This window comes from Geodermatophilus africanus, from assembly GCF_900107105.1.
Taxonomy (GTDB): Bacteria; Actinomycetota; Actinomycetes; order Mycobacteriales; family Geodermatophilaceae; genus Geodermatophilus; species Geodermatophilus africanus.
This window is the reverse complement of record NZ_FNOT01000011.1, coordinates 31,948-53,211: the sequence shown is the minus strand read 5'-3', so window position 1 is coordinate 53,211 and position 21,264 is coordinate 31,948. Positions and strand designations below refer to the sequence as shown.

Sequence of the window (21,264 nt, the reverse complement as noted above, 5' to 3'; positions counted from 1 at the left end):
ACGGGGGAGGTCGTCAGGCCGCCGCGGGCAGCAGCAGTCCGAGGTGCTGGGCCTTCACGACCGCCTCCAGCTGGGAGTGGACGCCGAGCTTGGCGTGCAGCGACTTCGCGTAGCCCCGGCAGGTCTCCAGGGTGATCCCCAGGACCCGGGCGATGGCCTTGACGTGCATCCCGCGGCCCAGGCAGTCCAGCACCTCCTGCTCCCGGCGGGTCAGCCGCGGCACGACCTCGTCCACGGGCGCCGGGCGGTTGCCGGCGGTCGGTGCGGTCGCGAACGTGGACGGGGCGATCAACATCTGGCCGTGCCGCACCCGGGTGAGGACGTCGATCATCTCGGCCAGCGAGCCCTCCTTGGGGATGAACGCGGACGCACCGGCCTGGCTGGCGCGCACCACCCACTCCGGGTCGCGGTGGTCGCTGACCACCGCGACGACCGTGGTCGGAGCGACCTCGCGCAGCCGACGGGTGGCGGACAACCCGTCCTGCCGGGGCATCTGGATGTCCATCACCACGACGTCCGGCTGCACGTCCTGCGCCATGGCGACGGCCTGCGCGGCGGAGTGCGCGGTTCCCACCACCTCCATCCCGGCGGCCTGGAGGGCGCCGGAGAGCAGCTCCGCGAACGTCCGGTGGTCGTCCACGATCAGCACGCGGGGAGCCGAGCCGGCGGTGGTGCGCGCCAGCTGGTCGGGCCGGTCGAGGGTGAGGGTCACGATCGTCTCCAGGTCTCGCTCACGGGCGGGGTCCCCCGCCGACGTGACGACCGTGACCCCCCTACCGCAGGGCTCCCGCGCCGCACCCGCAAGGAACGCGCAAGATCGTCCGGCCGGACGCCCGACGCTCGGGACGGCCGGTCAGGAGCCCTCGTCCCTCGCCGTGACACAGCGGACCGGCCGGTCAGACAGATGCAGCAGCCGGTGCGACACCGAGCTGACGACGGCGCCGCGCAGCGGGCTCTCCCCGGGTGCCCACGACGACGACCCGGCCGTCGTGCCGGTGGGCGGCGTCGATCAGCGCCTGGGCCCCACACCGCCGGGCGGCTCGACGCCGTCGACGGGGACCAGCGGCTCGTCGGACCCGGCCGCCAGCTCCAGGGAGAGCGCCAGGGCCGGCCGGGACCCCGGCGACTCGTCGTAGCCCGGGACGATGCTCACCGCAGGTCTTCGTCGACGTGGATGCGGTCGCCGGCGATCCCCGGCCGCTCCTGCCAGTACCGGCTGTCCCTCGCCCGCCAGACGACCATCAGCACCAGCCCCACGACGAAGATTCCGACGCCGATCACCAGCGGTGGGCCCACGCCGAGCCACGCCTGCCCGGTGTAGGAGTTCTCCGGGTCGGCGAGGTCGCGGATCGACAGCACCAGCAGCCAGATCAGCAGCCCGGCGCCCACCAGCGGCCCGACCCCGATGAGCAGGAGCGCCGACGCGCTGCGGGTCAACTGCCGGCGGTGGTAGACGGCACAGGCGATTCCGGTCAGCGCGTAGTAGAAGGCGATGAGCAGCGACAGCGCGGTGATCGAGTCGAACAGCGCGTTCTCGCTGACCAGGCTCACCACCACGAACCAGACGCTGGCGATGCCGCCCACCCACCAGGTGGACACGTCCGGTGTGCGGTGCCGCGGCGAGATGTGGCCGAAGCGGCGGGGGAACGCGTGCCGCCGGGCCATCGACAGCCCGGTCCGCGACGCCGGAAGGATCGTGGTCTGGGTCGACGCGATCGCCGCCGTGGCCACGGACAGGAGGACGACCCAGTCCCAGCCGCCCATCACCTCGGTGGACAGCAGGGCGAAGATCGCCTCCTCCTCGTCGGCGTTCTCGGCCAGGTAGTCGGTGCCGGCGAAGGCCAGGACGGCGATCGCGACGGCGAGGTAGGTGACCAGGAGGACGACGGTCGAGACGATCGCGGCGCGGCCGGACGTCGAGGTGGAGTCGCGGGTCTCCTCGGTGAGGTTGACGGCCGACTCCCAGCCCCAGTACGCGAACACCCCGAGCAGCAGCCCCCCGGTGAGCGCGGCCCCGCCGGCGCCGAACGGGTCGAGCCAGTCCCAGCTCGGGTCCAGGCCGCCCAGCGGGCTGTCGCCGGTCACCCCCCGGTAGGTGGCGACCGCGGCGAACAGCAGCAGGGCGACGGTCTGGGCGAGGATCAGCGCGTTCTGCAGCCGGGCCGACAACTCGGTGCCCAGCACGCAGATCCAGGTCATCAGCAGGATGAGCGCGACGGTCAGCACCAGCACGACCGCTGTGTTCTCCGCCAGCGAGTCCAGGTTCAGGGTCCGCAGCGTGAAGACGACGCCCACGTTGGCCAGCGACCCGATGATCAGGACGCCGGTCATCGTGATGGCCCAGCCGCCGATCCAGCCGGCCCACGGCCCCATCGCCCGGGTGACCCAGGAGAACGTCGTCCCGCAGTCGGGGTCGACCCGGTTGAGCGCGGCGAAGGCCGACGCAATGAGCAGCATCGGCACGAACGAGGCCAGCAGCACGCCGGGCGCGTGGACGCCCGTGAGCGCCACCAGCGCGCCGATGATCGCCGCCAGCGAGTAGGCCGGCGAGGTCGAGGCCAGACCGATCACGAGGGCGTCGAGGAACCCGATGGCGCCCGGGCGGAGGGTGGCTTCCGCACCCGGGCGGACGGTGGAGTCGGGAGGGTCCGGCTGCATCCGACGGTTATCGCAGCAGGCCGGCTGTCCGACAAGGGTTCTGCATTCGGAGACCTGTCCTGACCGCGGAAGTCGTCGCTAGGGTGTCCGCCTCCTGTGGAGGTGGGCATGCGCATCCTGCTGGTCGGCGCCGGCGGCGTCGGCAGCGCGGTCACGGCGATCGCGGCGCGCCGGGACTTCGTGACGCGACTCGTCGTCGCCGACTTCGACCCCGCCCGCGCGGGGAAGGCCGTCGCCGCGGCGGGCGACCCGCGGTTCGTCGCCGCCCGCGTCGACGCCTCCGACGAGGCCGGCGTCCGGGCCCTGCTCGCCGAGCACGGCTGCGACGTGCTGCTCAACGCGACCGACCCGCGGTTCGTGATGCCGCTGTTCCGGGCGTCGCTCGCCGCCGGCGTCGACTACCTGGACATGGCGATGTCGCTGTCGCGCCCGCACCCCGAGCGCCCGTACGAGCTGACCGGGGTCAAGCTCGGCGACGAGCAGTTCGCGCTGGCCGGTGAGTGGGAGGCGGCCGGGCGGCTGGCCCTGGTCGGCATGGGCGTCGAGCCCGGCCTGTCCGACGTCTTCGCCCGCTACGCCGCCGACCACCTGTTCGCCGAGATCGACGAGCTCGGCGTCCGCGACGGGTCCGACCTGACCGTGCGGGGCCACGCGTTCGCGCCGTCCTTCAACATCTGGACGACGATCGAGGAGTGCCTCAACCCGCCGGTCGTGTGGGAGCGGGACAGGGGCTGGTACACCACCGAGCCGTTCAGCGAGCCGGAGGTCTTCGACTTCCCCGAGGGCATCGGCGCGGTCGAGTGCGTCAACGTGGAGCACGAGGAGGTGCTCCTGGTGCCGCGCTGGGTCGACGCCCGGCGGGTCACCTTCAAGTACGGCCTCGGAGCGCACGTCGTCCAGGTGCTCCGGGTGCTGCACGAGACGGGCCTGGACTCGACCGTTCCGGTCCGGGTGGGGGACGTCGAGGTCGCGCCGCGGGACCTGGTCGCCGCGGCGCTGCCGGACCCGGCCTCGCTGGGCGAGCTGATGACCGGGCGGACGTGCGCGGGGCTCTGGGTCAGCGGCACGGGGACCGACGGCCGGCCGCGCCGGGTGTACCTGTACCACGTCGTCGACAACGCCTGGTCGATGGCCGAGTACGGGTCGCAGGCGGTGGTCTGGCAGACCGCGGTCAACCCCGTGGTGGCCCTGGAACTGCTCGCGACCGGGCAGTGGCGGGGCAGCGGGGTGCTCGGCCCGGAGGCCTTCGACGCCGTGCCGTTCCTCGACCTGCTGACCGCCTACGGCTCCCCCTGGAGGATGCGCGAGGGTGGCTGAACCGTCGGGATCATGATGTTCCGGAAGCGACACCCCGCGGCGGGACGGCGTGTCGCTTCCCGAACTCCATGATCGCGGAAGGCCCCCTCGTCAGGCGACGGTCCGGACCAGCCGGCGCAGCTCCGCCACCACCACGCACGCCCGGCCCAGGACGTCGTCACGGGCGGCCGCGGCCTGCTCGCGGACGGCGGTGAAGCGGGCCAGCGCCGCGGCGTGCCGGCCGGCGAAGGCGTCGGCGTCGCCGTCGGCGTCGGCGTCCCGCAGCAGCGCCGCCACGAGGTCCCACCGCAGCTGGTCGACCTCGTCCCGCAGCGCCGCCCGCGCGGCGACGCCCCAGTGCGAGACGCCGGCCTGCTCGGCGGTCCAGGCGTGCACCCCCGGCAGCGCCAGCAGCCGCTCCACGACGGCGTCGGCCTCGACCACGCGGCCGACGGCGACCCCCGTGGTCCGGGCGACGCCGGCCAGGTCGACGAGGTCGGCCCGGGACGCGAGGACGGCGACCCCCGCGGCCAGCTCCGGGCCCGCGCCCGCGGCGGTCAGCTCGGCCCGCAGCGCGCGGGCCCGGTCGCCCGCGGCACCCGGCCGGCCCAGCCACGCGGAGGGCTCCAGCCCGGCGACGCCCGCGGTCAGCGCCGGTGCCGCCGCCGTCAGGGCGGCGGGGTCGCGGTGCAGTCCCAGCAGCCGGTCGGCCGCGCGCTCGGTGGCCGCCTGCAGCTCGGGCAGCGCCAGCCGCTCCACGGCCAGCGGCACGTCGTCGTCCACCAGCGCCCACAGCGGGTCGAGGTCGAGCACCCGCGTGGCCACCGTGTAGGCCCGCGCCGCCACCGGCGTGGGGACGCCGTGGCGCTCCTCCAGGCGCAGCAGGAAACCCGGTCCCACCCGGTTGACCAGGTCGTTGGCCAGCTGGGTCGCGGTGATCTCGCGGGCCAGCGGGTGGCCGGCCACGCGGTCGGGCCAGCGTTCGCGCACCGCCCGCGGGAAGTAGGCCGCCAGCACCCCGGCCACCGACGGGTCGTCGGGCAGGTCGCTGGCCAGCAGCTCCTCGCGCACCAGGTTCTTGGAGTGCGCGAGCAGCACCGCGGCCTCCGGCCGGGTCAGGCCGGCCCCGGCCTGGCGCAGCCGCTCGACCTCCGCCTCCGAGGGCAGCACCTCGAGGTCGCGGTCCAGGCCGTGCCGCTCCAGGTCGCCGATCAGCTGCGCGTGCCGGTCGAGCAGGAACGGCGCCTGCGCCGCGCACACCGACAGCGCCCGCACCTGCAGCGCGGTGTCGGCCAGCACCGCCGCCGCGACCTCGTCCTCGACCGCGCGCAGCACCACGTCCCGCTCGGCGCGGGGCACCCCCGCCAGCAGGATCTTCAGGTTCACCTCGCGGTCGGAGGTGTCGACGCCGGCCGAGTTGTCGATGAAGTCGGTGTTCAGCGCCACCCCGGCGCGCGCCGCGGCAATCCGGGCGCGCTGGGTCAGGCCCAGGTTGCCGCCCTCCCCCACCACCCGGCAGCGCAGCTCCCCGGCGGTCACCCGGACGGCGTCGTTGGCGCGGTCGCCGACCTGCCCGTCGGTCTCGTGGGCGGCGCGGACGTAGGTGCCGATGCCGCCGTTCCACAGCAGGTCGACCGGCGCCCGCAGCACCGCCCGCACCAGCTCGGCCGGCGACAGCTCCTCGGCGGCCACGCCCAGCCGGGCCCGCACCTGCGGTGAGAGCGGGACCGACTTCGCGTCCCGGCGGTGCACGCCGCCGCCCGGGGACAGGACGCCGCGGTCGTAGTCGTCCCACGACGAGCCCGGCAGCGCGAACAGCCGGCGCCGCTCCGCCGCGGACCGCGCGGTGTCGGGGTCCGGGTCGAGGAAGACGTGCCGGTGGTCGAAGGCCGCCACCAGCCGCAGCTCGTCGGACAGCAGCATCCCGTTGCCGAAGACGTCGCCGGACATGTCGCCGACGCCGACCGCCGTCAGCGGCCCGTCGGGGTCCACCCCCAGCTCCCGCAGGTGGCGGCGCACCGACACCCACGCGCCGCGGGCGGTGATGCCCATGGCCTTGTGGTCGTAGCCGCTGGAGCCACCGGAGGCGAACGCGTCCCCCAGCCAGAAGCCGCGGCGGTCGGACACCTCGTTGGCCAGGTCGGAGAAGGTCGCCGTCCCCTTGTCGGCGGCGACCACCAGGTAGGGGTCGTCGCCGTCGTGGACCACGGTGCGCGGCGGGGGGACGACGCGGTCGCCGTCGCGGTCGTCGGTGACGTCCAGCAGCGCGTCGACGAAGGTGCGGTAGGCGCGGGCCACGCGGTCCTGGACCGCCGGCCGGTCGAGGCCGCGCAGGTCCTCCCGGACGACGAACGCGCCCTTGGCCCCCGCCGGCACGATCACCGCGTTCTTGACCATCTGCGCCTTGACCAGACCGAGCACCTCGGTGCGGAAGTCCTCCGGGCGCTCCGACCAGCGCAGCCCGCCGCGGGCGACGCGGGCGCCCCGCAGGTGCAGCCCCTCCATGGCCGGTGAGCACACGAACGTCTCGACCTCCGGCCGCGGTGCGGGCAGCAGGTCCAGCTGCGCGGAGGCGATCTTCAGGGCCAGGGCCGGCCGGGGCGCCCCGGCCGCGTCGGTCTGGTAGCGGTTGGTGCGCACCACGGCGGCGAGCACGTCGCGCAGGCCGCGGAGGATGCGGTCCTGGTCCAAGCTCGTCGTCCGGGTGAGCAGCTCGGCCAGGTGCTCCGCCGCCGAGGCGGCGGCCGCGGGGTCGGCGGCGTCGGGGTCGTGCCGGGCGGCGAAGTGCGCCAGCAGGGCGCGGGCGAACTCCGGCGCGGCGAGCACCGTCTCCTCGACGTAGCCGCGGGAGAGCCCCAGCCCGACCTGGGCCAGGTAGCGGCAGGCGGCGCGGAGGACGGCGACGTCGCGGACCGGCAGGCCGGCGCCGACGGTCAGGCGGGCGAGCCCGTCGAGCTCGGTCTCCCCTGCCCAGGCCGCGGCCAGGGCCTGCTCCAGGCGGGGCAGCGCCGTGGCCGCCGCCGTGCCGGGCGGCAGGAGCAGCTCCAGCCGGGTGGCCGGCGCGCCGTCGTCCCCAGGGACGGCGGCGGCGTCGGCGACCCGCACGCCGAGCCGGTCGAAGACCGGCACGACGTCGGCCAGCAGCGGCCGGGCGGCCGGCCAGGTCACCAGACCGCCCACCCGGTCGCTCCCGGCAGGGCCCTCGGGACGCAGGGTCAGCCGGCGGTCGGCGCCGGCGGCCGGGGCGCTCACTTCCCCGCGTGCGCGTCGAAGGCGGCGTCGAGGACGTCGAGCCCCTCGGTGAGCAGCTCCTGCCCGATGACCAGCGGGGGCAGGAAGCGCAGCACGTTGCTGTGCGTGCCGGCAGTGAGGGTGATGACGCCCTCGGCGTGGCAGGCCTTGGAGATGGCGTTGGTCAGCGCGGGGTCGGGCTCGTCGGTGCCCGGCTTCACCAGCTCGACGGCGAGCATCGCGCCGCGGCCGCGGACGTCGCCGACCACGCCGCTGCGCTCCTGCAGCGCGCGCAGCCGCGGCAGCATGGTGGCCTCGATCGCGCGGGCGGCGGCGCCCAGGTCCAGCTCCCGCATGGTGCGGATGCTGGCCAGCGCGGCGGCGCAGGCCACCGGGTTGCCGCCGTAGGTGCCGCCCAGGCCGCCGGTGTGGACGGCGTCCATCAGCTCGGCACGGCCGGTCACCCCGGCCAGCGGCATTCCGCCGGCGATGCCCTTGGCGGTGGTGACCAGGTCGGGGACGACGCCCTCGTGCTCCGAGGCGAACCACGCGCCGGTGCGGCAGAAGCCGGTCTGCACCTCGTCGGCGATGAACACCGCGCCCGAGCGGCGGCACCACTCGGTCAGGGCCGGCAGGAAGCCCGGCGCCGGGACGACGAAGCCGCCCTCGCCCTGGATCGGCTCGATCAGCACGGCGGCCACGTTGGCGGCGCCGATCTGCGTCTCGATCAGGTCGATGGCCCGCGCGGCGGCCTGCGCACCGGTCAGCCCGGGCTCGTCGCGGTACGGGTAGGACATCGGCACCCGGTAGACCTCGCCGGCGAAGGGCCCGAAGCCGTGCTTGTACGGCATGTTCTTGGCCGTCAGCGCCATCGTGAGGTTGGTGCGGCCGTGGTATGCGTGGTCGAAGACGACGACGGCCGAGCGGCCGGTGGCCACCCGGGCCACCTTGACCGCGTTCTCCACGGCCTCGGCGCCGGAGTTGAACAGCGCCGAGCGCTTCTCGTGGTCGCCCGGGGTGAGCCGGTCGAGCTCCTCGGCGACGGCGACGTAGCCCTCGTAGGGGCCGACCATGAAGCAGGTGTGGGAGAAGGCCGCGACCTGCGCCTGGACGGCGGCGACGACCTCCGGGGCGGCGTGGCCGACGTTGGTGACGGCGATGCCCGAGCCCAGGTCGATGAAGGAGTTGCCGTCGACGTCGACCACCACGCCGCCGGCCGCGCGCTCGACGTAGACCGGCAGGACGCTGCCCACGGCGGAGGTGACCGCGGCGGCCCGGCGGGCGGCCAGCTCGCGCGAGCGGGGACCGGGCAGCTCGGTGACGAGGCGCCGCTCCTGGGCGACGGTCTGGGGGCCGGTGAGCAGGTCGGTCATCGCTGTCTCCTCGTGGGGCCGGCCTCCCCCGACGGGGGAGGTCCTCGCGTCCAGGGTCCGTGGCGTACGTCTCCGCCGGTACCGTCCGGATCGGCACTCCCGGGGCGTCCGGGTGTCCAGATCGTCGAGAGGTCCCCCCGTGCCGGTCACCGTCGCGACCCTGCTCGGCTCCGCGTCGCTCGAGCTGACGCTGCACACCCCCGACGCGCGGGTGGACCGTGCCGTCTCCTGGGTGCACGTCAGCGAGCTGGCCGACCCGACGCCGTTCCTCGAGGGCGGCGAGCTGCTGCTCACCACCGGCCTGGCGCTGACCCCGGAGGGCACCGGCGAGTACGTCCGCCGGCTGGCCGCGGCCGGCGTGGTCGGCCTGGGCCTGGGCACCGGCCTCAGCCACGCCGCGGTGCCCGCCGAGCTGGTGGCCGCGGCCGACGAGCACGGGCTGGCGGTGCTGGAGGTGCCGCGGCAGACGCCGTTCATCGCGCTCTCGCGGACGGTGTCCAGCGCGCTGGCCGCCGAGGAGTACGCGGCGGTGACCCGGACGTCCACGGTGCAGCGGGAGCTGACCCGCGCCGCGGTCGCGCCCGGCGCCCCGGGCACCGTCGTCGACCGGCTGGCCCGGCACCTCGGCGGCTGGGCGCTGCTCGTGGACGCCGCCGGAACGCCGCTGGAGGCCGCGCCACCCGCGGCGCGCGGCCGCGCCGGGGGCCTGACCGCGGCGGTCGACCGGCTGCGGACGGCGCGGCCCCCGGCAGGCGCGGCGCTCACCCAGCCCGGCGAGACGGTGCTGCTGCAGTCGCTGGGCACCGGCTCGCGGGTGCGCGGCTTCCTCGCCGTCGGGCGGCCGGGGCCGTTCTCCGCAGGCGACCGGCACGTGGTCAACGCCGCCGCGCTGCTGCTGACACTGCGGCTGGAGCAGTCCCGGGCACTCGACAGCGGCACCGCGGCGCTGCGGGCGGCGATCCTGCAGCTGCTGCTCGCCGGGCAGACCGCCGCCGCCGGGCCGGTCGTGGCGGCCCTCGGCGAGCGGCTGCCGGGCGAGCCGGTCCAGGCGCTGGCCGTGCTGGGCACCGCCGAGCAGCGGGCCGCCGCCGTCGATGTGGCCGCCGACGCCGCCGCCCACGTCCGCGAGCCGGTGCTGTCGGCCGAGCTCGACGACGCCCTGCTCGTCCTGGTGTCGGCCGACGGCCCGCTGGCCGGGCGGCTCGCCGTCCTGCCCGAGCGGGTGCCGGGAGCCGTCCTGGGCACCGCCGCACCTGTGCCCTGGGACCGGCTCGCCGACGGCGTGCGCCAGGCCCGGCAGGCGGCCGGCCACGGCCGGGCCGCTGGCGCGCCGGTCACCGCCTTCGCCGACCTCGCCGGCCGGGGCCTGGCGGCGCTGCTCGACCGGGACGCCACCGCCGCCTTCGCCGAGGCCGCGCTCGCGCCGCTGGTCGCCGCCGACCGGGCCGGCCCCGGCGACCTGGTCGAGTCGCTGCGCACCTGGCTGGCCGCCCACGGGCAGTGGGAGCCGGCCGCGGCGCGGCTGGGGGTGCACCGGCACACGTTGCGCAAGCGGATCGGGCGCGCCGGGGAGCTGCTCGGCCGCGACCTGGACTCCCCGGGTGTCCGGGCCGAGCTGTGGTTGGCCCTGCACCCGCCGACCCAGTGACGTCCTGGAACGGCCTCGGTGCAGGTCGAAGGGCCCCGTTCTCCCCACCCCTCGCAGGCTCGGGGCGGTGCCCTGGACGGGGCCGGCGAGTGGCGGGGGCCGGGATTCCTTCGACTACGCGAACGCGGGCATGACCTCGTCGTGGATCAGCTGGAGCTGCTCCTCGACCGTCGCCACGCCGGGCAGCTCGCGCCCGGTGAAGGTCTTGACGATCGAGGCGTCGGTGATGGCGGCGATCAGGTGGTTGACGCCGGTCGGCTCGATCGCCTTGATCTTCGCCGTCACCTCCTCGGGGGTGCCGGCGAACGACAGCTTCTCGGCGAGCTCCGGCGTGGTCAGCTCGATGCCCTTGGCCAGGTCGCCGCTCCCGATGGCGTCGATGATCGGCTTGAGCTGCGCCGCGTCGATGCCGTGCCGTTCGAGCTGCTCGGCCGGCATCGACGAGGCGTAGATGCCGACCATGCTCCGCGCGGCGTCCTTGGCGGCCGCGCCGTCCCGGCCCACCGCCACGACCACCCACGCACCGAAGTCCAGCGTCGTCCAGTCCTTGCCGGCCCGCTCGGCGCCGATCCGCAGGTGCTCGGCGGCGTACTCGTAGGCCTCGCGGCTGTAGCTCAGTGCGTGGTGACAGCCGTCGGAGTGCTCCGCGGCGGCCTCGAAGGACTTCGGCCCGCGCATCGCGCCCATTTTCACCGGCAGCCGCTCCTGCACCGGCCGGGCGAAGGTGAACAGGCCGTCGTAGCGGAAGAACTGCCCGTCGAAGGTGATGGTGCCCTCGTCCAGCAGGGTGCGGACGACGTGCACCGCCTCGACGACCCGCGACAGCGGCTTGGTCTTCGTCCAGTCCAGCTTGTACTGCGCCAGCAGGCCGAAGTTGCCGCTGGAGAGCACCACCTCGGCCCGTCCCCCGGTGAGCTCGTCGAGGGTGGCCGCGGCCTGCGCGATGAGCGTGGGCTCGCGCAGGGTGACCGGCGAGACGCTCGGCCCCATCCTGATCCGCGAGGTGTGAGCGGCCGCGGCGGCGAACAGCAGCCACAGGTCCTTGTGCCAGGTCTCGTCGGCGGAGTAGACGGCGTGGAAGCCGAGCTCGTCGGCCAGCCTGATCGCCCGCAGCGACTCCTCGAGGGAGTAGTCGGGCAGCATCGCATAGCTGAACTTCATCGGATCTCCTCACTCACCGGGACGCCGGCGTCCCGCCGGATCTGCTGGAGGTGCTGGGCGACCTCGTGGGCGTCGCCCTCGGGGATGTCCGCGGAGTGCCGGTCCGGCCGGGCCAGGAACAGGTAGAGCAACCCGGTGCCGGACACGATGACCAGGCCGATCGCCACGATCCAGCGGTCGAGGAACGTCTCGGTGCCGGGGGCGGGCCTGAGCAGCAGGACGATCGCGAAGAGGCCGTAGGCCAGCGCCAGGACGTTGACGACCAGGCCGGCCGAGCCCAGGTTCCACAGACCCGCCGGCCGCCAGCCCCTCAGCCGCTGCCGCAGCGCGGCGAGCACGACCGCCTGGAAGGCGATGTAGATGCCGAGCACGGCGAAGGCGGTGACCCGGGCGAGGCTGTCGGGCCGCCAGAAGACGAACAGGCAGATCAGCACCGGGACGACGCACACGACGAGCAGCGCGTTGATGGGGACGGCGTGCCGCTCCGAGACGTGCGACAGCCAGCCGCTGGCGGGGAGCATCCGGTCCCGCGCGAAGGCGTACAGCAGCCGGCTGCCGGCGGCCTGCAGCGAGAGCACGCACGAGATGAACGCGACGACGGTGACGACGAGGAAGACCTTCGACCCCGCGGTGCCCAGCGAGCTCTCCAGGATGGTGGGGATCGGGTCGACGTCCTCACCGGCCATGATCGCCTGCAGCTGGGCGTCCGGCGCGGCCAGCACGTAGCCGGCGTAGGAGATGAAGCCCGACACGCCGCCGACCAGGATGGTCAGGATCATCGCCCGCGGGATGCGCCGGGTCGGGTCGGCGACCTCCTCGGCGACGTCGCCGCAGGCCTCGAAGCCGTAGAACAGGAAGAGGCCGGACAGCGCCGCGGCCAGGAACGTGCCGACGTACCCGGCCTCGCCACCGGCGCCCAGGGTGTCGAAGAAGATCGAGAACGGCTGCTCGCGGCGGAACAGCAGCAGGAACAGGCCGAGCGCGATGACGCCGATCAGCTCCGCGGCCAGGCCGATCTTGGCGATGCGGGCCAGCGTCCGGGTGCCGCTGTAGTTGATGACGAAGGCGAGGACCAGCAACGCCACCGCGGTGGCCAACGCCACGCCCGGGGTCGCCTCGATGCCGAACAGCGCGGCGACGAACCCGCCGCCGAACTCGGCCACCGAGGTGACGGTGACGATGATCGCCCAGATGTAGACCCACGAGACGATCCAGGCGTAGCGCCGGTTCCACAGCCGCCGCGTCCACGGGTAGATGCCACCGGCCAGCGGGTACTGCGAGACCACCTCGCCGAAGACCAGCGACACCAGCAGCTGACCGACGCCCACGATGACGATCCACCAGATCGCCGGCGGGCCACCGATCGAGAGGCTGTAGGCGAACAGGGAGTACACGCCCACGAGAGGCGACAGATAGGTGAAGCCGAGGGCCATGTTGGCCCACAGGCCCATGCTGCGGTCGAACTCGCCGGTGTAGCCGAGCGCGGCCAGCTGTGCGTCGTCGGCGGTGCGCCCGCCGTGTGCTCCGGGTGGTGTCACCGGGTCTCCTCGGCTCGGTGGCGGGGCTCGCCGACGGACGCCGCGGTGCCCCGGACCACAAGGTCGGGCGGAAACCTATAGAGCCAGAGTTCATCGGACAAGACACCCGGAGTTGCTTTCGTGTTGCGTCCCCGTCCCGGGGTGCCGGACCGACGGGTCAGCCGGCGAGGAGCTGCCCGTCGTCGACCAGCCGCAGCCGCCAGGGCGCACCCGGGACCCGCACCCCCTCCGTCGACCCGGCGGCGGGCGGCAGCAGGCTGCCCACGAGGTGGCGCGGTGCCGTCGAGAGGACGACCCGGTCCTCGTCGTTGAGCAGGACGAACGGCGCGGGCAGCCGCCCCAGGGTCCGCAGCAGGTGGGTCTCGAAGCGTCGCACCGGGACGTCGGCGCCGGCCACGCCGACGAACCCGTTCCCGGCTCCGACCGGCTCGGTCAGCGTCAGCACGTAGCGCCCGGTGCCGTGGACGTCGACGTGGGGACCGAAGACGTGTCGCCGTCCGGTCCGCCGCGGGACGTCGTACCACTCGGTGGCCGTGTAGTCGTAGTACCCCAGACTCGTCGGCCGCAGGTCCGGCTCCAGGGTGTGCAGCTCCCCGCCGTCCGGGTCGACCTGCCACCACTCCAGCCGCAGCGGCAGGCCCTCGGCGGGCCGCGGCGCCACGACCAGGCCGAGCCCGACGGCGAGCTGCCCCGGGGCGCGCAGCAGCTCCTGCACGTCGTCCGGCAGGAGCCACCTCGCGGCCCGCGGTCCCTCGCGCTCGATCGAGCGCAGCGCCGCCTCGTGCACCCGGGCGACGGTGACGAAGACCTGCTCGACCAGGTCGGACACCGCGGCGGCGACCCGGGCGACCTCCTCGGCCCCGCCAGGGGTCACGAGACCTCCCGCTGCAGTGCGGCCAGTTCGTCGAGGCGCTGCAGCCGCAGCTCGATGGCCCAGAGCGTCCGCGTCTCGATGTGCGACTCGGTGAGGGCCCGGGCCCGGGCGGCGTCGCGGTCCTCGATCGCGTCGATGACGGCCCGGTGGCCGGCGACGATGACGTCGAGCAGCCCGGGGGCGTGCGCCGGCGGCCACGGCAGCTGGCCGAGCTCCAGGTGCAGGTCCATTTCTTGCATGGTCAGCCGGACCGACTGGGCCGAGGCGGCCAGCTCGATGTAGTAGCGGCCGTCGGTGCGGCGCTGACCGGTGACCGAGCCGGCCGAGGCCAGCCGGTCGACGATGTCCCGCAGGCGGGCGATCTCCGTCCGGGAGGCGCGGGACGCCGCGAGGCGGGCCGCGGCCGCCGCGGCCGCGCTGTGGACGTCGCCGAGCTCGCGGAGGTCCGTGGTCCCCAGCTCGGCCAGGCGCGCGTCGGCGAGCTCGGCGAGGACGTCCTCCTGCGACCGCACGAAGCTGCCACCGCCGCGGCCCCGGCGGGTCTCGACCAGCCCCAGTTTGCGCAGCTCGGCCAGCGCCTCCCGCAGGGTCACCGTCGAGACGTTGAGCATGGTGGCGAGGTCGGTCTCGGTGGGCAGCTGCTCGCCGTCCGCGAGGAGGCCCAGGGCGATGGCGCTCCCCACGCGGCGGACGACGGCCTCGCTGCGCAGCGCGCCGTCGTCGAGCGGGGCGAAGACGGCGCGCCGCGCGTCACCGCTGAGCAGTTGCACGCTCGCCTCCTGTTCGGGGTGTGACCAAGTGTGACACCAATGGAACCCAGGCATAACCGTTGATTCCATAGGTTTTGGTCGTTAGCGTGGCCTCCACCCCAGCCATCCTGTGACGAGGAGCACGCAGTGACACAGGTCCAGCCCGAACGGGCGCCGGGGGCCGACGCCCTCTCCCAGCCGTTCACCCCGGGCGCCCCGTCGAACCCGCCGGAGCTCGCCGACTACGCGGAGACGCTCGCCGGACCGATCCCCGCGCCGCGCCAGGACCCGAAGACCGCGGCGTTCGTCGAGCAGTGGCGCAACACCTCGTACAACTGTTACTCGTCCGGCCACAAGTTCTGCCGCGAGGTCTGCCCGGTCACCCAGGTCGAGCGCAACGAGTCGTGGACCCCGACGGCGTTCCACGCCAACGTCGTCGCGATGGAGCGCGGTGAGCTCGACATCGAGGACATCGCCGCCGACTACGTCAACTGCACCCAGTGCGGCGCCTGCGAGCTGCGCTGTCCGAACACGCTGTTCACCGGCGACTTCTACCGGTTCCGCACCCGCACCGTCGACGTCGTCAAGGCGGTCCGCTCGCTCGCCGTCGAGAGCGGCGTGCACCAGCCGAACTGGCAGGTCTGGAACGAGCGCACCGACCTGCGCACGCACGAGCCCGTCCTGGGCGAGGCCCCGGTCAGCCAGGAGCGGGTGCGCGACTGGGCCGAGGGCCTCGACATCCCCATCGGCGGCGAGACGGTCCTGTTCGTCGACTGCGAGGCCGCGTTCTACCGGACGTCGGTGCCGCGGGCCGTGGCCCAGATGCTGCAGATGGCCGGCTACGAGTTCGGGTTGATGGGCGAGCAGTGGTGCTGCGGCGGCCCGGCGGCCGAGATGGGCTACGCCGAGCAGGCCCAGCGCTTCGCCCGCCACAACCTGGACGACTGGCGGGCCACGGGCACCAAGCGCCTGCTCGTGCTCGACCCGCACGACTACATCAGCTTCACCGAGGACTACCCGAAGTACTTCGGCGAGGAGTTCGACATCGAGGTCGTGCTCGTCATCGAGGTGCTGGCCCAGCTGCTGCGTGAGGGGCGACTGACCCCGAGCGTGCCGGTGGACCGCGCGATCACGTACCACGACCCGTGCCGGCTCAACAAGCGCAAGGGCATCTGGCAGGAGCCGCGCGAGCTGCTGCGCGCCATCCCCGGCCTCCGGTTCGAGGACGTCGACCGGGTCACCCAGTGGTCGTACTGCTCCGGCGGGGGCGGCGGGCTGCCGATCGAGAAGCCCGAGCTCACCGCGAAGATCAGCGCGATGCGGCTCGAGCGGGCCGCCGAGCTCGACGTGGACACCCTCGTCAGCGCCTGCCCGTGGTCGGAGCGCCCGCTGTCGGAGGCCGGTGACGCGGAGGACATCGACGTCGTCGACCTGCACGAGCTGTTCGCGCAGTCGCTCGGCATCACGGTCGGCGGCTCCCGCGGGGACGTCGGCGACCGCCGGCTCGCCCAGGAGCGCACCGGCGTCCCCGGCCGGGCCCGGCGGGCCCACGGGAGCTCGCGCGGCGGCTGCGGTGGTGGCGGCTGCGGCAACGGTTCCGGCGGCTGCGGGTGCGGAGGGCACTGACCATGACGATCACCGAACCGGCTCCCTTCACCCGGGAGCCGCTGGACGACGCCGCGCTCACCACCCTGGTGACGGCGCTGCGGCCGGTGCTGGGCGACGACCAGATCCTGCTGGCGAAGACCGACCGCTACAACCGCGCCCGGGTGCCGGCGCCGTTCCCGGTGCACCGCTGGTCCGAGCGGGTGCCCGACGTCGTGGTCATGCCGACCTCCACCGAGCAGGTGGCCGCGGTGGTGAAGATCGCCAACGACCTGCGCATCCCCGTCGTCCCCCGCGACGGCGGCACCGGGCTCACCGACGGTGCCGTCCCGCACCGCCGCGGCATCGTCGTCGACGTCAAGAAGATGAACCAGATCCACGAGCTGGACCTGGTGAACCGGACCGTCACGGTCGGCACCGGCATCAGCATGCTCAAGCTCAACGAGCGGCTGGCCCAGCACGGGCTGTTCTACCCGGACGACCCGGCGTCCTACCCGTGCTCGCTGGTGGGTGGGCGGATCGGGACCAGCGGCTGGTCGCTCATCGGCTCCCGCTACGGCCACACCCGCGACCTGGTGCTCAGCTTCGACCACGTGCTGCCGACCGGCGAGGTGCTGCACGTCGGCGACGGCATCGGCCGCAAGATCAGCAAGAGCTCCAGCGGCTACCAGCTCAAGCACCTGTTCATGGGGCACCAGGGCACGCTCGGCATCGCCACGAAGGCGACGCTCAAGCTGTTCCCCAAGCCGGAGGCCGAGCTCTCGCCGTTCTGGGCGTTCGACGACTACGACGCCGCCTACGAATGCGTCGGCGCGCTGGCGCGTGCCGGCGTGGCCACCTTCGCCGGCGCGGTGCTCTTCGACGAGCACAAGGTCGCCTACCTGCGCCGGGACGACGAGGCCTACATCCCGCAGCCGACCGATGTCCGGGCGCTGGTGTGCGCGGTCGCCTACGGCTACGAGGACGAGGTGCGCGCCGGCGGCCGGCGGCTGTTCCGGATCGCCAAGGAGCACGGCGCCCGCTACCTGGGCGACGAGATCTCCGAGGGCGACTGGGCGGCCCGGCACGACCGGTACGCCACCCCGCTGCACGGCCGGACCAAGGACGGCCAGGTCATCCCGATGTCCTGGCACTGCGAGGACGCGGCGGTGAACTACTCCAACGTCCCGGCGGTCAGCCGCGCCTGGCACGAGATCGTCGCCGACCTGCGCCGGAAGACCGACGTCTTCGACGACTGGGGGATGTTCGCCTACACCTCGGCCGCCACCGGCGTCGACTACCTCACCGAGATCGACATCGGCATCTGGGAGCAGCGGCTCGACGACGCGGCGTGGGCCGCGTGGGTGCAGGCCAAGCGGGAGATCGCCGCGGTCGCCCTGGCCAACGGCGGCTCGATGAGCGCCTGCCACGGGTCGTGCCGGGAGGGCGAGGTCGACCTCCTGCCGCAGGAGCTCGGCACGGGCTTCGACGTGATGCTCGAGGTCAAGCGTGCGCTGGACCCGAACAACGTCATGAACCCGGGCAAGTACCTGCTCGACCGGGCCTACGGGAGGGACACCACCGATGAGAACCGATGACCAGCCCACCGGCCCGGCCGCAACCGCGCCCTACCGCTTCGCCGAGCAGCACACCCCACCGGCGCCGCTGCGGGTCAGCGAGGTGGCCCAGACGACCTTCGAGCACGTCTACGAGGTCGACCCGCGGCTGATGCAGACCCACGTGCTGCAGCAGGTGTTCCCCAACTGGGACACGCTGCGGATCATGCGCAGCCGGCAGGACCACCTGGCGTGGATGCACCAGCACTTCGCTGAGCGGGTGATCACCGGATCGGAGCTCCTCACGGAGGTCGACGCGGAGGCCGAGCTGCGGAATCCGCAGCAGTCGGGCGCTGGCACTGGACCTATCCACGGTCACAGTGCACCATGACGACCGGATCAGCACAGACGAACGAGAGGGACCTGCGGTGAGCGACAAGCTCGAGCTGCGCAACTTCGTCGGCGGGGACCACGTCGACGCCACCGACGGCCGCCGGATGGACCTGGTCGACCCGGCCTCCGGCGAGGTGTTCGCCTCGGCGCCGGTGTCGTCGGCCGAGGACGTCGACCGCGCCTACACCGCGGCGGCGGGCGCCTTCCCGGGCTGGCGGGACGCCACCCCCTCGGAGCGATCCCTGGCGCTGCTCCGCATCGCCGACGCGATCGAGGCGCACGGCGAGGAGCTGGTGGCGCTGGAGAGCCGCAACACCGGCAAGCCGATCGGGCTGACCGCGAGCGAGGAGATCCCGCCGATGGTCGACCAGATCCGGTTCTTCGCCGGTGCGGCGCGCAACCTCGAGGGCAAGGCGGCCGCGGAGTACCTGTCCGGCCACACGTCCTGGATCCGGCGCGAGCCGGTCGGGGTCATCGGCCAGGTGACGCCGTGGAACTACCCGATGATGATGGCGGTCTGGAAGTTCGCGCCCGCGATCGCGGCCGGCAACACCGTCGTCCTCAAGCCCAGCGACACCACGCCGGCGACGACGCTGCGGATGGCGGAGCTCGCCGCGGAGTTCCTCCCGCCGGGCGTCCTCAACGTCGTCTGCGGCGACCGGGACACCGGCCGGGCGCTCGTGGAGCACCGGACGCCGCAGATGGTGTCGATCACCGGGTCGGTGCGGGCCGGCATGGCAGTGGCGGAGACGGCCGCGCGCGACGTCAAGCGGGTGCACCTTGAGCTGGGCGGTAAGGCCCCGGTGGTCGTCTTCGACGACGCCGACCTCGAGGCCGCGGCCGAGGCGATCGCGGTCGCCGGCTACTTCAACGCCGGCCAGGACTGCACCGCCGCCACCCGCGTGCTGGCCGGGCCGGGCATCCACGACGACTTCGTCGCGGCGCTGAGCGAGCAGGCGCGGAACACGCGGACGACGTACGAGGGTGGCGCCGGCGACGAGGACGCGCTCGTGCCGCCGGTGAACAACGCCAACCAGCTCGCGCACGTCACCGGGTTCCTCGACCGCGCGCCCGGCCACGCCGAGATCACCGCCGGCGGCCGCCGGATCGGCGACCGCGGCTTCTTCGTCGAGCCGACCGTCGTGGCCGGGCTGCGGCAGGACGACGAGCTGGTGCAGCAGGAGGTCTTCGGCCCGGTCATCACCGTGCAGCGGTTCTCCGACGAGGGACAGGCCCTCGCCTGGGCCAACGGGGTCGAGTACGGGCTGGCCTCGAGCGTCTGGACGAGGGACTTCGGCCGGGCCATGCGGATGAGCCGGGCGCTGGACTTCGGCTGCGTGTGGATCAACACGCACATCCCGCTGGTCGCCGAGATGCCGCACGGCGGGTTCAAGCACTCCGGCTACGGCAAGGACCTGTCGATGTACGGGTTCGAGGACTACACCCGCGTCAAGCACGTGATGGCCAACCTGGAGAGCTGAGCCGCTGACCGCGTCCGCCCCGAACACACGCTGAGCGCCCCCTCCCGCGACGGGAGAGGGCGCTCAGCGTTTGTGTTCGGGAGTCGCCCGGACGCCTGGATCAGTCGATCATGGGGTTGTTGCCGGCGACACGCGCGGACGCGCCGCGCGAGACGGCAACAACCCCATGATCAACGGCGGTCGCAGACGACCGAGTCGAACGCAGCGCGAGGTCGTCGGGAGCGGCCGGGGGATCCTCCGGCGTCCTACACGTCGATGCCGGTGAGGACGAGGACGCGCTCCTCGGTGAGGTCCTCCATCGCCGCGCGCACACCCTCCCGCCCGGTGCCGGAGTCCTTCACGCCGCCGTAGGGCATCTGGTCGGCGCGGAAGCTCGGGACGTCGCCGACCACCACTCCCCCGACCTCGAGCACCGCGGCCGCACGGAAGGCCACCTGCAGGTCCCGGGTGAAGACGCCGGTCTGCAGGCCGAAGCGGCCATCGTTGACCCGCGCGAACGCCTCGTCGACGGAGTCCACGACGTCCAGGACGACGACCGGGCCGAACACCTCCTCGCAGGACACCTTCGCGTCGGCCGGGACGTCGGTGAGCACCGTGGGCGCGTAGGTGGCGCCGTCGCGGCTGCCGCCGGTGAGCACGCGGGCGCCCGCGGCGACCGCGTCGGCGACCCAGCTCTCCACCCGCCGGGCGGCCGGCTCGTCGATGAGCGGCCCGACGTCCGTCGCCGGGTCGGTCGGGGAGCCGGTGACCAGCTTCTCCACGGCCTCCACCACGCGGGCGGTCAGCGCGTCGGCGACCGCGCGGTGGGCGAGCACCCGCTGCACCGAGATGCAGGACTGCCCGGCCTGGTACATCGCGAAGGTCGCGATCCGGGAGGCGGCCCAGTCCAGCGCCGCGTCGTCCTGGTCGGGGGCGACGACGGCCGCCGCGTTGCCGCCGAGCTCCAGGGTGACGTGCTTGCGCGGCGCCGACTCGCGGATCGACCAGCCGACCGGCACGGACCCCGTGAACGAGACGACCGGCAGCCGCGGGTCCTGCACCAGCCGCGCGGCGACCTCGTTGGGCACCGGCAGCACCGACCAGGCGCCGGCCGGCAGGTCCGTCTCGGCCAGGATCTCCCCGAGCAGCAGCGCGGTCAGCGGCGTGGCCGGTGCGGGCTTGACCACGATCGGCGCCCCGGCGGCGATCGCCGGCGCGACCTTGTGGGCGACCAGGTTGAGCGGGAAGTTGAACGGCGCGATGCCCAGCACCGGCCCGCGGGGCACGCGCCGGACCAGTGCCATCCGCCCGGTCGCGGACGGGTCGGTGTCCAGCCGCTGCAGGCTGCCCGACCAGCGCCGCGCCTCCTCCGCACCCCAGCGGAAGGTCGACACGGCGCGGGCCACCTCCAGGCGGGCCCACTTCAGCGGCTTGCCGGACTCGGCGGTGATCAGCGCGGCGACCTCCTCGCTGCGCTCGGCCAGCCGGCGGGACACGTGGTCGAGGGCGGCGGCCCGCGCGTGGGCCGGGAGCGCCGCGCAGGCGGCGCGGGCCGCGGCGGCAGCCGACACCGCGGCCTCGACGTCCTCGGCGGTGGCGTTCGTCGTCCGCCCGGCCTCGGCGCCGTCGAACGGCGAGCGCACCTCGACGACGTCGGTGCCGGTCCGGGGCTCCCCGGCGACCCAGTAGGGGGTGGTCATGCGTCCTCCTCGGGACGTGGACGGTGTCGACGACGAATCTGCG

At 74.1% G+C, this 21,264-nt stretch carries 16 protein-coding genes; 6 read left to right on the top strand and 10 right to left on the bottom strand.

The genetic code is table 11. The annotated features are described in order from the left end of the window. Nucleotides 1-13 precede the first annotated feature (13 nt). The 3 genes from BLW63_RS18155 to BLW63_RS18150 all read right to left on the bottom strand — a co-directional run bounded on the left by BLW63_RS18155 (nt 14) and on the right by BLW63_RS18150 (nt 2,658). On the bottom strand, nt 14-712 hold the full coding sequence (locus BLW63_RS18155; RefSeq protein ID WP_091159354.1) for a response regulator transcription factor: 699 nt from the start codon (nt 710-712) through the stop codon (nt 14-16). Nucleotides 713-1,009: 297 nt separating this feature from the next. Then, nucleotides 1,010-1,153 (bottom strand): hypothetical protein, encoded by a 144-nt coding sequence (locus BLW63_RS27425; RefSeq protein WP_211517165.1) that lies wholly within the window; start codon nt 1,151-1,153, stop codon nt 1,010-1,012. Beyond that, entirely contained in the window at nt 1,150-2,658 is a 1,509-nt protein-coding gene (locus tag BLW63_RS18150) for an APC family permease (protein WP_091159351.1), read from the bottom strand. Before BLW63_RS18150 ends, BLW63_RS27425 begins: the two co-directional genes overlap by 4 nt. Nucleotides 2,659-2,766: 108 nt before the next feature. Here BLW63_RS18150 and BLW63_RS18145 point away from each other — a divergent pair, with 108 nt between their 5' ends. Further along, complete coding sequence (locus tag BLW63_RS18145) at nt 2,767-3,975, top strand: saccharopine dehydrogenase family protein (protein WP_091159348.1); 1,209 nt, start codon at nt 2,767-2,769, stop codon at nt 3,973-3,975. A 90-nt stretch (nt 3,976-4,065) separates the two neighbouring features. Here BLW63_RS18145 and BLW63_RS18140 read toward each other — a convergent pair whose 3' ends face one another. Next, nucleotides 4,066-7,206 (bottom strand): NAD-glutamate dehydrogenase domain-containing protein, encoded by a 3,141-nt coding sequence (locus BLW63_RS18140; protein WP_091159345.1) that lies wholly within the window; start codon nt 7,204-7,206, stop codon nt 4,066-4,068. Beyond that, nucleotides 7,203-8,558 carry a 4-aminobutyrate--2-oxoglutarate transaminase gene (gene gabT / locus BLW63_RS18135; RefSeq protein ID WP_091159343.1) on the bottom strand — a complete coding sequence of 452 codons (1,356 nt, stop codon included), beginning with the start codon at nt 8,556-8,558 and terminating at the stop codon, nt 7,203-7,205. The genes BLW63_RS18140 and gabT overlap by 4 nt, the downstream gene beginning before the upstream one ends. Before the next feature lie 139 nt (nt 8,559-8,697). On the opposite strand from gabT, the gene BLW63_RS18130 reads away from it, so the two are divergent. Then, nucleotides 8,698-10,206 carry a helix-turn-helix domain-containing protein gene (locus BLW63_RS18130; RefSeq protein ID WP_211517164.1) on the top strand — a complete coding sequence of 503 codons (1,509 nt, stop codon included), beginning with the start codon at nt 8,698-8,700 and terminating at the stop codon, nt 10,204-10,206. A 114-nt stretch (nt 10,207-10,320) separates the two neighbouring features. On the opposite strand, the gene BLW63_RS18125 is transcribed toward BLW63_RS18130, so the two are convergent. The 4 genes from BLW63_RS18125 to BLW63_RS18110 all read right to left on the bottom strand — a co-directional run bounded on the left by BLW63_RS18125 (nt 10,321) and on the right by BLW63_RS18110 (nt 14,549). Beyond that, the gene (locus tag BLW63_RS18125; RefSeq protein ID WP_091159340.1) at nt 10,321-11,367 is read right to left on the bottom strand and encodes an LLM class flavin-dependent oxidoreductase; all 1,047 of its coding nucleotides are present in this window, start codon (nt 11,365-11,367) and stop codon (nt 10,321-10,323) included. Beyond that, nucleotides 11,364-12,905: an APC family permease gene (locus tag BLW63_RS18120; RefSeq protein ID WP_211517163.1), complete on the bottom strand. Its 1,542-nt coding sequence runs from the start codon at nt 12,903-12,905 to the stop codon at nt 11,364-11,366. The genes BLW63_RS18125 and BLW63_RS18120 overlap by 4 nt, the downstream gene beginning before the upstream one ends. A gap of 157 nt (nt 12,906-13,062) precedes the next feature. Further along, nucleotides 13,063-13,779 carry a PDC sensor domain-containing protein gene (locus tag BLW63_RS18115; protein ID WP_091159338.1) on the bottom strand — a complete coding sequence of 239 codons (717 nt, stop codon included), beginning with the start codon at nt 13,777-13,779 and terminating at the stop codon, nt 13,063-13,065. Continuing rightward, nucleotides 13,776-14,549, bottom strand: a complete 774-nt coding sequence (locus BLW63_RS18110; protein ID WP_211517162.1) for a FadR/GntR family transcriptional regulator — start codon at nt 14,547-14,549, stop codon at nt 13,776-13,778. Before BLW63_RS18110 ends, BLW63_RS18115 begins: the two co-directional genes overlap by 4 nt. A gap of 126 nt (nt 14,550-14,675) precedes the next feature. Here BLW63_RS18110 and BLW63_RS18105 point away from each other — a divergent pair, with 126 nt between their 5' ends. Genes BLW63_RS18105 through BLW63_RS18090 form a run of 4 tightly spaced genes read left to right on the top strand, consistent with a single transcriptional unit; the run spans nt 14,676 to nt 19,542 of the window. Next, a complete protein-coding gene (locus tag BLW63_RS18105; protein ID WP_211517161.1) occupies nt 14,676-16,154 on the top strand; it encodes a (Fe-S)-binding protein in 1,479 nt (492 codons plus the stop codon). Between the two features lie 2 nt (nt 16,155-16,156). Beyond that, nucleotides 16,157-17,710: an FAD-binding oxidoreductase gene (locus tag BLW63_RS18100; RefSeq protein WP_091159333.1), complete on the top strand. Its 1,554-nt coding sequence runs from the start codon at nt 16,157-16,159 to the stop codon at nt 17,708-17,710. Further along, the gene (locus tag BLW63_RS18095) at nt 17,697-18,059 is read left to right on the top strand and encodes a hypothetical protein (RefSeq protein ID WP_211517160.1); all 363 of its coding nucleotides are present in this window, start codon (nt 17,697-17,699) and stop codon (nt 18,057-18,059) included. Before BLW63_RS18100 ends, BLW63_RS18095 begins: the two co-directional genes overlap by 14 nt. Nucleotides 18,060-18,096: 37 nt before the next feature. Then, nucleotides 18,097-19,542 carry a gamma-aminobutyraldehyde dehydrogenase gene (locus tag BLW63_RS18090; RefSeq protein ID WP_091159331.1) on the top strand — a complete coding sequence of 482 codons (1,446 nt, stop codon included), beginning with the start codon at nt 18,097-18,099 and terminating at the stop codon, nt 19,540-19,542. A gap of 245 nt (nt 19,543-19,787) precedes the next feature. Here BLW63_RS18090 and BLW63_RS18085 read toward each other — a convergent pair whose 3' ends face one another. Beyond that, the gene (locus BLW63_RS18085) at nt 19,788-21,221 is read right to left on the bottom strand and encodes an aldehyde dehydrogenase family protein (RefSeq protein WP_091159328.1); all 1,434 of its coding nucleotides are present in this window, start codon (nt 21,219-21,221) and stop codon (nt 19,788-19,790) included. Nucleotides 21,222-21,264: the final 43 nt, after the last annotated feature.